Annotated in this window: 11 protein-coding genes and 1 tRNA gene; 3 read left to right on the top strand and 9 right to left on the bottom strand. The window is 33.9% G+C overall.

Annotated features, from left to right (window positions below; all coding sequences use genetic code 11):
* Positions 1–118: 118 nt before the first annotated feature.
* From ACPLVF_RS11490 to yfmF, 6 genes are all read right to left on the bottom strand, one after another.
* Positions 119–2,185, bottom strand: a complete 2,067-nt coding sequence (locus tag ACPLVF_RS11490; RefSeq protein ID WP_424907968.1) for a stage V sporulation protein D — start codon at positions 2,183–2,185, stop codon at positions 119–121.
* Positions 2,186–2,202: 17 nt separating this feature from the next.
* A complete protein-coding gene (gene ftsL, locus ACPLVF_RS11485; RefSeq protein ID WP_424907967.1) occupies positions 2,203–2,565 on the bottom strand; it encodes a cell division protein FtsL in 363 nt (120 codons plus the stop codon).
* Positions 2,566–2,581: 16 nt separating this feature from the next.
* A complete protein-coding gene (gene rsmH, locus ACPLVF_RS11480) occupies positions 2,582–3,493 on the bottom strand; it encodes a 16S rRNA (cytosine(1402)-N(4))-methyltransferase RsmH (RefSeq protein ID WP_424907966.1) in 912 nt (303 codons plus the stop codon).
* Positions 3,494–3,509: 16 nt separating this feature from the next.
* The gene (gene mraZ, locus ACPLVF_RS11475) at positions 3,510–3,941 is read right to left on the bottom strand and encodes a division/cell wall cluster transcriptional repressor MraZ (RefSeq protein WP_424907965.1); all 432 of its coding nucleotides are present in this window, start codon (positions 3,939–3,941) and stop codon (positions 3,510–3,512) included.
* Between the two features lie 124 nt (positions 3,942–4,065).
* Positions 4,066–5,334, bottom strand: a complete 1,269-nt coding sequence (gene yfmH, locus ACPLVF_RS11470) for an EF-P 5-aminopentanol modification-associated protein YfmH (protein ID WP_424907964.1) — start codon at positions 5,332–5,334, stop codon at positions 4,066–4,068.
* A gap of 29 nt (positions 5,335–5,363) precedes the next feature.
* The gene (yfmF, locus tag ACPLVF_RS11465; RefSeq protein ID WP_424907963.1) at positions 5,364–6,632 is read right to left on the bottom strand and encodes an EF-P 5-aminopentanol modification-associated protein YfmF; all 1,269 of its coding nucleotides are present in this window, start codon (positions 6,630–6,632) and stop codon (positions 5,364–5,366) included.
* Positions 6,633–6,890: 258 nt separating this feature from the next.
* On the opposite strand from yfmF, the gene ACPLVF_RS11460 reads away from it, so the two are divergent.
* Positions 6,891–6,967 (top strand) — tRNA-Pro (locus tag ACPLVF_RS11460).
* A 41-nt stretch (positions 6,968–7,008) separates the two neighbouring features.
* Entirely contained in the window at positions 7,009–7,650 is a 642-nt protein-coding gene (locus ACPLVF_RS11455) for a hypothetical protein (RefSeq protein ID WP_424907962.1), read from the top strand.
* A gap of 46 nt (positions 7,651–7,696) precedes the next feature.
* Here the strand turns inward: ACPLVF_RS11455 and ACPLVF_RS11450 are convergent, their stop codons facing one another.
* The 3 genes from ACPLVF_RS11450 to scfB all read right to left on the bottom strand — a co-directional run bounded on the left by ACPLVF_RS11450 (position 7,697) and on the right by scfB (position 10,979).
* Positions 7,697–9,082 carry an aspartate aminotransferase family protein gene (locus tag ACPLVF_RS11450; RefSeq protein WP_424907961.1) on the bottom strand — a complete coding sequence of 462 codons (1,386 nt, stop codon included), beginning with the start codon at positions 9,080–9,082 and terminating at the stop codon, positions 7,697–7,699.
* Between the two features lie 101 nt (positions 9,083–9,183).
* Positions 9,184–9,354: a Spo0E family sporulation regulatory protein-aspartic acid phosphatase gene (locus ACPLVF_RS11445; protein WP_424907960.1), complete on the bottom strand. Its 171-nt coding sequence runs from the start codon at positions 9,352–9,354 to the stop codon at positions 9,184–9,186.
* A gap of 233 nt (positions 9,355–9,587) precedes the next feature.
* Positions 9,588–10,979, bottom strand: a complete 1,392-nt coding sequence (gene scfB, locus ACPLVF_RS11440) for a thioether cross-link-forming SCIFF peptide maturase (protein ID WP_424907959.1) — start codon at positions 10,977–10,979, stop codon at positions 9,588–9,590.
* Between the two features lie 171 nt (positions 10,980–11,150).
* Here scfB and ACPLVF_RS11435 point away from each other — a divergent pair, with 171 nt between their 5' ends.
* Positions 11,151–11,384 carry an FmdB family zinc ribbon protein gene (locus tag ACPLVF_RS11435; RefSeq protein ID WP_424907958.1) on the top strand — a complete coding sequence of 78 codons (234 nt, stop codon included), beginning with the start codon at positions 11,151–11,153 and terminating at the stop codon, positions 11,382–11,384.
* Positions 11,385–11,712 lie beyond the last annotated feature (328 nt).

Genomic DNA, 11,712 nt, shown 5'->3' with positions numbered 1-11,712 from the left:
TTCTGCTGATGCCATATATCTTCTTGACTTTTTTTGCATACTTAGTAACATCCAACCTCACCTAATCAAAATTAGGCCTTTTTGTACTATTATTTTCAACTGTTGTGACCTCCTTACATCATGGTTCAAAAAAGACCTTTAAGGTTGTTCCCTGCTCAACTTCCTCGCCGGGTTCAGGTATTTGCTTTCTCGCATAACCGCTTCCTACAACCTCAATCTTAAGCCCTAATACATTTGCAACATTCGTAGCTTCCTTAATATTCTTCCCTGTTAAATCCGGAACCACTACAGGGTTTTTGTCAGTTTTTGAATCGGTGAGCCTTATGATTACTTTAGAACCCTTGTTTATCTTGGTGCCAGGAGCGGGAGTCTGGTCTCCTACTATTAAACCTTCTCCCTCAATTACTACTTTCAAGCCTTTTTCATTAAGGACTTTTTTTGCATCTTCCACATATGTATTCCTTATATCAGGTACTTCAACCTTAGTGTCTCCTTCAGAATTTATTTCAGGTTTCACACCTAAATATTTTAATGAATCAGCCATTACTTTCTGGAAAACCGGAGCAGCAATCTGCCCTCCATAATAGACCCCTGCCGATGGTTCATCTATTACTACTATTGCAGCAAGCTTTGCATCATCTGCCGGTGCAAACCCTACAAAGGAAGCTATATATTTCCCATCGGCATATTTTTCTGCAGTGCCCGTTTTTCCTGCAACTTTTATCCCTTCTATTTTAGCCCTGCCTCCTGTACCATTGGTAACAACGCTTTCCAATATCTTTTGCATTTCCTTTGCTGTTTCTTTTGATATTACCTGCCTTATTACCCTCGGTTTGAACTCAAGCACTTTATTGTTATCTTCATCCAACAAAGCTTTTGCCACATGGGGTTCCATCAAGCGTCCATCGTTTGCAACAGCAGCAACAGCTGTAAGAAGTTGAATAGGAGTAGTAGAAATACCTTGGCCGAAAGATATAGTAGCAAGTTCAACAGGCCCTATCTTATTAGGGTCTAAAATTCCCTTTGCTTCTCCAGGTAAATCAATTCCTGTAGTTTCTCCAAACCCAAAAGCTTTTATATATTTTAAAAACCTTTCTTTTCCCAATCTCATTCCTACTTCTACAAAACCGGGGTTGCATGAGTTTTGAACAACCTGAACGAAACTCTGGCTACCATGACCACCTGACCTCCAGCACTTGATTTTCACTCCTGCAACAGTAATATAACCAGGGTCATAAAAGCGATCATCGGGTTTTACTACACCTTCTTCTAAACCTGCCGATGCTGTTACTATTTTAAAGGTAGAACCCGGTTCATACGTATCTGAAACAGCAAAATTTCTCCTTGATTCCTGAGGATAATTTTTATAATCATTGGGGTCGTAATCGGGTTTATTTGCCATAGCTAATATTTCACCGGTTTTTGGATCCATTACAATTATGGTGCCTCGTTTTGCTTTGTTTTCTGCAATTGCTTTTTCTAACTCCCTTTCAGCTATATACTGTATAACTTTATCAATTGTTAAAACAAGATTCAATCCCTCCTTAGGAGGTATGTATCTTTCCTCCCCAAAAGGCAGTTCACGGCTTAAAGCATCTGTTTCTTTTATAATTCTTCCCGGAATTCCGCGCAAAAATTTATCGTAAACCAGTTCAACTCCATCTAAACCCTGACTATCTATGCCGGTAAAACCCAAAACATGGGAAGCTAAGTTTCTTTCCGGATAAAATCTTTTACTTTCTTCGGTAAAGTAGATACCTTTTAAATTTAGCTTCCTAACCTCTTGTGCTTCTTCGTCTGTTATTTTCCTTTTTATGAATATTGCACCTTTCTTTTTGACCTTTGCTTCATTAATAATGTTAACCAAGCTGTTCTTGTCTATATTCAAAACTTTAGAAAGGGCTTCGGCTGTCGCTTCAACATCTTTTATATCAGGAGGACTCGCCATAACAGAGTTCACTTTTGCTGATATCGCAAGGGGATTCATGTTTCTATCATAAATCGTGCCTCTTACCGGTTCCACAGGTGTATCTTTGGTCCACTGTTCTTCTGCTCTTAACCTCAATTCATCTCCCCTTACAAATTGTATCCAAAAAACCCTTACAATCATAACAAAACTTAAGAATAAACAAAATAAAAGGAGAAATGCTAATCTCCTTTTTATTTTTAAAATATTCTTAGACATGGGAAGACCCCCTGTTACTATTTAGAACCTCCAATATATATAACCTGATTCGTAGAGGGTTCTTGCATTTTTAGTTCTTTTTTGGCTATTTGTTCTATGCGTGACATAGACTTTAAATCGGCAATCTTTATTTTGAGCTTTTCATTTTCATTTTTTATTTGAGAAAGCTCGACCTTCATTTTTTCAATCTTGTAGGAAGCTTCAGCAATAACTGCTGCTCTAAAAAGGAGAAAAAGAGAAGCCATTGTCAATGCAATAATAGTTAATATTACTCTACCCTTTTTTGTGCGTTTTAAGCTTTTGGAGTTAATTCTTTCAGATTTTTCTATAGGGTCGTGCTCTGTAACAATATAAGATGAACTTTTTCTTGCTAATATCACTTTATTCACTCCCTTTTTATTTTAGAACAGCAAACTTCTCAGCGGCCCTTAATTTTGCACTTCGCGCCCTGGGATTTTCTTTTAATTCAATCTCATCGGGAACAACAGGCTTTGGGGTTAAAACCTGCAATTTATAAGGCAAATCATTTTCTTTTTTAAACTGATTAAAAAGCCTTTTCACAATCCTGTCTTCTAAGGAATGAAAAGAAATTACTACCATTCTACCGCCATCTTTTAATAAAGAAATAGCATCTTCAAAAGCCTCCTCAAGCCCGACCAGTTCATCATTTACAAAAATTCTTAGTGCTTGAAAAGTTCTCTTTGCTGGATGCGGCCCTTTTCTTCTTGCTTTTGCAGGAATCGCATCTTTTATAATTTCTACAAGTTCAAAGGTTGTCTCTATAGGTTTAATTTTTCGTCTTTCTACGATAAAATTAGCAATCCGCCCTGCAAATCTTTCCTCTCCGTACTCATATATAATCCTTTTCAATTCATCCTTACTAAGATTATTCACCACATCTTTCGCAGTTAAAGTTTGACTTTTATCCATTCTCATATCAAGGGGGGCATCCTTTCGATAAGAAAAACCCCTATCTTCTTTATCCAATTGATATGATGAAACTCCAAGATCATATAAAATTCCGTCAATAGCATCGATATTAAGCTCCTTTAGTATTTTTTTTAAATTTTTATAATTATCATGGATTAATATTACATTTCTGTTTCCACCAAATTTCTTCTTAGCATTCTCTATCGCATCAAAATCCCTATCAATTCCTATAACAACGCCTTTTTCTCCGACCCTGTTCAATATTTCTTGAAAATGCCCACCGCCACCCAAGGTAGCATCCACATAAACTCCGTCTTTTTTTATATTTAAGTAGTTCAACACTTGATTTACCATTATGGGTTTGTGAAAATATTCCATATTACCTCCACCTTTTTTATATTCCAAGTTCTACCAAATTTTCTGCTATTTCTTCATAGGATTCTTCTTGATTCTTGCTGTAAACATCCCATTCTTCCTTACTCCATATTTCTATGCGGTTTGAGACTCCTATAATTACCACATCTTTTTCTATTTTAGCGTATTCTCTTAATAGGGGTGGTATAAGTATTCTCCCCTGTTTGTCTATCTCCGCCTCTACTGCTCCAGAAAAAAATAATCGGAGAAAAGCCCTTGCTTCCTTTTTTGCAAGAGGAAGTGCCTTTAGCTTTTCTTCTAAAGCTTTCCATTCATTCATAGGATACACAAAAAGGCACTTATCTAAACCCTTTGTTAAAATAAAGGTTTCCCCCAAACCTTCCCTAAATTTAGAAGGCATGATTACCCTTCCTTTTGAATCAAGGGAATGTAGATACTGCCCGAGGAACATTTATTTGCACTTCCCCTCAGTTTTATCCCACTTCCTACCACTTTTCCCCACTTTATCTATTCTACGAAAGGGTAAAAAAATCCTTCAAAAATATAAAAAAAAAAGATGGGCTTTTATGCCCACCTTATTTTCTTGGAAGAACCATTGAAATAGACATTCGATCCTCATTAAAAAATCCTTCCAAATAATTCATTACATCATCAAATTCCAGTTCATATAAAACCCTTGAAAAATCAAACATATTTATACCCCTGTGGTAATAAGATACAAAGGAATGAGCAATGAAATCCAAAGAATTCAGGCTTTGAATAAAATCTCCAATGAACTTCCTTTTCATTATCTCAAAGTCTTCCTTTTTCAATCCCTCGGCTTTTATTTTTCTTATGCTTTTTATAATTTCTTGAGCCAACCTTTCTGGATCCTTTGTATTACCTCCTATAGAGCAAAAACCGTAATCTTTATAAGCCTCAAAGGAAAAACCAAATCTATCATCTATTAGACCTTCTTCATAAAGTTTCTCAAAGGTTTCAGAACTTTTACCAAACATAATATCAAGAAGAATGCTGATTATTACATCCTTTTTCAATAGTTTTTCACCATCATATCCTAAATCAACATCTTTAAAGCCCAGCAACATTAAAGGCTGAGTTACAGAGTGGTATATTTTGACCTCTTTTTGGAAAACCGTTTCGGGTTCTTCGGGATAAATTCTTTTAATTTCAGGTTGGGCTCCCAATTTCCTTTGTTCCTCGTGCTGTCCGACAAACTCTAAAACCTCTTTAGGTTCTACAGGCCCTATAATAAAGAGTACCATATTGCTGGGATGGTAGAAGGTCTCATAGCATTTATATAATAATTCGGTATTAATCTTTTGAATAGATTCTACAGTACCACCAATGTCGATTCTTACAGGGAAATTATGATAAAGGGATTTCAAAAGATTTAAATAAACCTGCCACTCGGGATCGTCTTCGTACATTCTAAGCTCTTGAGTAATTATACCTTTTTCTTTTTCTACGCTCTCCTCAGTAAAATATGGGGTTTCCACAAAATCCAGCAATACCTTTAATGATTCGAAAAAGTTTGAAGTGGTGGAAAAATAATAAGTTGTATTATTGTAACTCGTAAAAGCATTGCTTTCTGCGCCATATTCCGCAAATTTATCAAAAGCATTTCCGTATTCCATATCAAACATTTTATGCTCTAAAAAATGAGCAATACCTTCTGGTACTTTCAGTTTTTCTCCAGTATAGGGAAGCACAAATTCGCTGTCTATGGAGCCGTATTTTGTTGAATACACAGCAATCGCTTTATTGTACTTTTTCATAGGAAGAACAAAAACCTTTAAACCATTTGCCAATACCTTTTCTTTTATATCGTCAATAAGCTTCATTTTTTTCACCTTCCTACATCTTATCTTGTTTAGTCCTTTTTATTTAAGAAATAAACCGTGTCCAGCTTTATATTTTGTGCAACACTTACCACATCCTCCTTTGTAACCCTTTTTATTTTCTCAATATATTCGTCTATACTTTCTTCTATTCCATTGATAACCCCGTCCAAATATAAGCTTATTATAGAAGCTGGGCTATCCTTGGCCTGTTTTAAAGAATTTACTAAATCCTTTAAAGCACTTTCATACTCATAATCAGTTACGTTGCCTTTTTTTATATCTTCAATCTGAATTTTAATAATCTCAATAGCCCTGTTCAGGTTTTCAAAATCAATTCCGCTGCTAATCAACATAAGCCCTTTGGATTTTTCCAATCGCGAGAAAGCATAATAAGCTAAACTCGCCTTTTCTCTTACATTCTGAAAAAGCTTTGAATAAGGACCTCCGCCAAGAATACTGTTTAAAACCACCATGGCATAAAAATCTTCATCTCCGTATTTTACATTGGTTCGAAGCCCTATGGAGAGCTTTCCCTGATTAACATCCTGCTTTTCTTCGACAAACTTTTCCTTTTCTACCTCTTTTTTAATCGATATTGGCCTTAAAGGTTTTTCATCGCGTTTAAAATTGAATAATTTATTCAATTTTTCATAAATAATATCGTAATCAAAATCTCCAACTACAAAAATATCCATAGGTGATGTTTTTAAAACTGAAAGATAATAATCATATAGGTTTTGTTCATTTATTTTTTCTAAATCTTCTACATTGCCGTATTTATATATCGAATAAGGCTCGTTTTTGCACATTTCCTGCAAGCAACGTTCTATAGCATAATTATATTTATCATTAAAAAGGGATTCTATAATCCTTTTCAAAACATCCTTTTCCTGTTCCACATATTGCCTTTTAAAACAACCATTTTCTATATAAGGCTCTAAAATCATTTCTCGAAATACATCAAGACTTTTATCCAAAACATCCCTGTCTTTTTCTAAGTTATTAGGATTCACCACATTCAGCAAAATTTGAATAATATGCCTTTCTCCCTTTTTAACTACATCTGCACCAAGATCCGCTCCGTAAAGGGACTCGAGGTATCTTGTGAGCTTTCTTGCTGTAGGGAAATTTTTCGTCCCTCTTTTTAAAACAAAAGGTATTAAAGCATTTTTAGTTGCATTTTCCTCTTCCAAATCCCTATAAATAAAAAAAGAGAAAGTCAATGTTTTAAACTTGTCTGTAGGATAAAGATATACATTTATGCCATTTTCCAATTTTTTCTTGATTATACCTTCCAATCCTTATACCTCCTTCTTCTATTAACTAAAATAGTTAATTCTTTTTAATTTATAAATTTCCTTCTTAATTTACATCATTTAGCGTAATTTGGTAGGACATTTTAATAATAGCCTTTTTTTATTATATGTGAAAGTTAAATAAATATATTAAATATATAAATAATGCTTAAAATAATATAGAAGCCAATAAATATTCAAGGCACGCAATATAAAAAAACATTTGAAATTCCAAAGTGTTTATAGTATAATAATGAGCGTCGGGGCGTAGCGCAGCTTGGTAGCGCGTTCGGTTCGGGTCCGAAAGGTCGTGGGTTCAAGTCCCGCCGCCCCGACCATTTTTTTTAGATTTTTAATCTCAAATTTCGGAGCTGGCATTATGATTTACATCGATGATGCTGGAAGCGGGAGCTTAATAGGTGGTGTTTGTATCGGATTTTATGATGATACAAAAGGTTTGCTTTATTTTGATTTTATTCCGGTAGAATACTTTAACGAAAAACACTTCAAAGAAAAAGCGTATCAAAAATTTGCTGTAGAAATAGTAAAAAAATTTTTCGATTCTAAAGGTATAAGTAAAAACGAAGAAATTTGTATTTGTAGGGGATATATTTTCGACAAAGTGAGAGAATATTTTTCTACCTGTGGATATAATTTTAAAAATGTAAAAATTGAAGGCAAACTTCAAAATGAGGTAGAAAAAAACTTTTCTAATTACGTTGTTTCTCTCGGCCTTCCAAAAGATTATTTAATCTACACCAAATACCCATTTCACTTCCATAAACTTTTAAAGTGGGTATTTGCCGATTACGAAAATAGAAAAAAATTATGCAAAACTGGTTGGAAAAGCTGGAAAAAATACAGTTCGGTTAATTTGCAGATAAATTACGGAAAATCGCCAAACGACAACTTTTTTTGTCTGCGGTGCGGTAAAAAAATTGCTAAAAACTCACCGGTAAAAATTTTAAAATTCTACACCAATAGGGAAAACATTGTTTTTCTCCATAAAGATTGCCCTTAAAAATAAGGCTGGATATAAAATACCAGCCTTATTTTTATTCAGATATTTATTTTTTTGAGAATATAGAGCTAACTACTGTTTTAGCTGCATTTATTGTCATACCCAAAAAACCACTGTTTTTGTTTAAAATATCTTCTAATGCATTTAGTACGTAATCAATATCCTCCTTTTCTACTATCAAGGGTGGCTCGAGCCTAATAACATTTGGGTTATTCAATGTATATGCCGTAATAATTCTATGCTTATTTAAAAGTTCACCTGCTACAATTGCACCTGTAAATTCACTATAGAATTTATTTACCGCACCGCCTGTAATAGTGTTTAAAAGGCCACTTTTGGGTTGTTCAAATTCAATACCTATTAATAACCCTTTTCCTCGAACCTCTTTTATTATTGAAAATCTCTCCTTTAAGGTTTTTAAACCATCAAGAAAATAATTTCCTAACTTTTCTGCCCTTTCGGAAAGGTTTTTCTTAACAATCGTATTTATCGATGCTATTGCAGCAGCACATGCAAAAGTATTTCCCCCGAATGTAGAAGTATGCAGCAGACTCTTATCAAAACCGCCGTATGCTCTTTCCCAAACATCATCTATTGTTATAAAAGCTCCAATAGGCATGACCCCTCCGCCTAAGGATTTTGCAACACACATGATGTCTGGTTTAACATCCTCATGCTCGCAGGCAAACATTTTTCCCGTTCTTCCGAAACCCGTTTGTATCTCATCTACGATAAGTAAGGTCCCGTATTTGGTGCAAAGTTCCCTTGCTTTTTTTAAATAACCCGAGGGGGGTACTATTACTCCGCCCTCTCCCTGAATAGGTTCAACAATAAAACCTGCAACATCGCGATTTTTTAATTTTTCTTCTAAAGCATTTATATCCCCGTAAGGTACCTTTTCAAATTCGGGTACTAAAGGCATAAAAGGTCCCTGATATTTGGTTCTGCCCGTAGCAGATAAAGCGCCAAAGGTTTTCCCGTGAAAAGAACCTTCACAGGAAATAATTTTTTTCCTTCCTGTAGCAGCCCTTGCGGTCTTTAAAGCACCTTCTACTGCCTCTGCTCCACTATTGCAAAAAAATGAGTGTTTTAATCCTTCGGGAGCTATCTTCGAAAGATTCGCTCCTAAAACCGCTGCAAAAGGGTTCATGGTCGCTTGCAGCAAATTTGGTTTTTCAAAAACTTCCCTTAATGCATCCAAAACCTCATCGGGATTATGCCCTAAATTTATTGCCCCATAAGCACCTAAGAAATCTATGTACTTTTCTCCTTCTTTGTCCCACACATATGCCCCTTTTGCCCTAACGTAAATCCTGTCAAAATTCAATAATCCAAGCATTGAAGCAAGCCCAGGATTCACGTATTCGGAATAAAGCTTTTTAACTTCTTGTCTATCCAATTTTCCCACATCGCTAATTTCAAAAAGTTCCATGCCTTACACCCCTTACATCTTTTCTATAATTGAATATTAATAAACTTTACACTAAATGTAAAGTAAAAAACGCTGCCTAAATGCAGCGTTTTTTACTTAAATTAATAATTTCCATTTACTAAAAATTTTTGCTGATACTCTAATATTAACACATCGAGTTTCTTACTTAAAAGGTAAATATCGGTTTCAAGGAAACATTTTTCATTTAATTTCTCATAGAGTTCATTTTTTAACTCAAATATTTTCTTTTCAAGAGAATTTTTTAAATGCATAACTATATTTTTTCCCCTTCTTTTATAAAAATAACAACAAGGCTATTCTACCAGTTTTATTATTTGCCATCAACCTATAATTTTTTATATTTTTTATCAAATTTTAAATAATGCATCTTAATTCTTTAATTTTTTACATTTTATTTCATTTTCTGGAATTTTTTATATTTGGTTATTAAATGTTGTCGAAATTTATATATTATTCAAAATTTATTTTTCTATTTTGGAAAGCATTAACATAAAATATTTTTTCTCTCCATTTCTGACGCATTTTGTAGATTTAGATACAAAGCATATTCAATCCTTTTTTTCTGCATACTGCAGAAAACCTTATCAGGAGTGTTCAAATCTTCTTTCCTCTTATAATTGTTGGCACTGCATCCACCGCTGCAGAAAAACTTCGCCCAGCATTCAATACAATCTTTTTTTGCAAACACATGAGTATTTTTAAATTTCTCCATTATTTTTTCATCCAATTTCCCGTCAAATACATTTCCCATTTTAAATTCTTCCAATCCCACAAATTGGTGACACGGGTAAATGTCGCCTTCAGGAGTAACCGCAAAGTATTCCCTCCCTGCACCGCAGGCAATTAACCTTTTATAAACACAAGGACCTCTGTAAATATCTATGTTAAAATGGTAAAATCTAAATTTTTTATTAGTATTTTTTCTTAACAAATATTCCTCTGCTATTTTTTCATATTGAGTGTAAATAATATTTAGGTCTTCTTCTCTTATTTCGTAATCCTCTCCCTTTGCCAGCACAGGCTCAATGGATATCTCAGAAAAACCTAAATCCGACAAATGCTTCACATCTTCCGCAAAATCCAAATTGTATCTTGTAAATGTTCCCCTTATATAATAAGATTTTTTATCTCTTACTCGCAGCTCAACCATTTTTTTTATTTTAGGAAGTATTTCATCATAACTCCCCTTATCGTTAAGCCTTACCCTCATTCTGTCATTTATTTCTTTTCTGCCATCCAAACTCATAACTATATTGTCCATATTTTCGTGAAGATAATGGATTTTTTCGTCATTTAAAAGTACAGCATTTGTTGTAATGGTAAAATTAATTTTTTTGTTGTAATTTTTTTCTTGAGAACGCGCATAGTCAACCACATGCTTTACTGTATCATAGGCTAAAAGGGGTTCTCCACCAAAAAAGTCAATTTCGAGTTTTTTTAAATTGCCGGAATTTTTTAAAATAAAATCAACAGCTTTTTCACCTACTATCCTCGGCATAATATTCCTTTTTAAATTATAATCCCCTTTTGAAGCAAAACAATACCTGCAGCGAAGATTGCAGTCATGGGCAACATTCAAACATAAGGCTTTTACGCGATTTTCGCCTTTTATTTTCTCCAAAGCAGAATCAATATCTGCTTTTACAAAAAGTAGTCCTTTTTCAATAAGTTGTTTTATTTCTTCTATGGTTTCTTTGATTTCTTCTAAATTAAATATCCTCCTTAATTTCGAAATTGTTTCTTCTTCACTATAACCTTCCTCTAAAAGCTTTAATATTTCATAGGCCGTATTATCCACTTCAAATAGCGAACCGCTTCCTACATCTAAAACAAGATTTTTATCGAATACTTTAAAGGCATGAATTTGCCCTTTCAAAATAGACACCCTCTCATAATTTTTTTTGATGAGTTTATTCAATACAGTAATACATTTTAACACAACAACGTTTGATTTAAAACAACTTGACTAAAATTTAAAAACGGAGTATAAATTTTATTGAATAATTCTATCTTCAAATCTTCTTAAAATACAGGGGGTGCAGCAACTATGCCTATATATGATTACAGATGCGCAGTTTGTGGAGATTTTGAATACGAACAAAATATAAAAGAATCTCCCTTGACTTCGTGTCCAAAATGCGGAGGACCTGTAAAGAGAATAATCAGCCGTAATGTTGGCTTGGTATTTAAAGGTTCAGGTTTTCATATTACAGACTATGTGCATAAAGATGAAAAGAAATCTTCAGAAGACAAAAGTTCTGAAAAAAGCAATGATAAATAATTTAGGCTGCTGATTTTTAAGTCAGCAGCCTTTTTAATTATTACTTAATATTTACGTTACAAAATCTATTTTCCTAAAAATTATTCTAAACTGTATCTTTTTCGTCTCTATCTCGAATAGGATCTATATTTAATAAAACATAAGAGAAAGGCAATTTTTTCTCTATGAAGAAAAACTTAGTTTTAAATCCACATACTTTTATTAGTTTCTCTACATCTATGAATCCAGTTACCGCTACTCCACCTAATATACCATCAGAGGCTGGATAAGTATAATAAAAATGGCTCCCCGAGCAGGATTCGAACCTGCGACCCTCCGGTTAACAGCC

The sequence above is a fragment of the Thermovenabulum sp. genome, from assembly GCF_049701175.1.
Classification (GTDB): Bacteria; Bacillota; Thermosediminibacteria; order Thermosediminibacterales; family Thermosediminibacteraceae; genus Thermovenabulum.
Note: the sequence above shows the minus strand (reverse complement) of the source record. Positions and strands in the feature narration are given on the sequence as shown.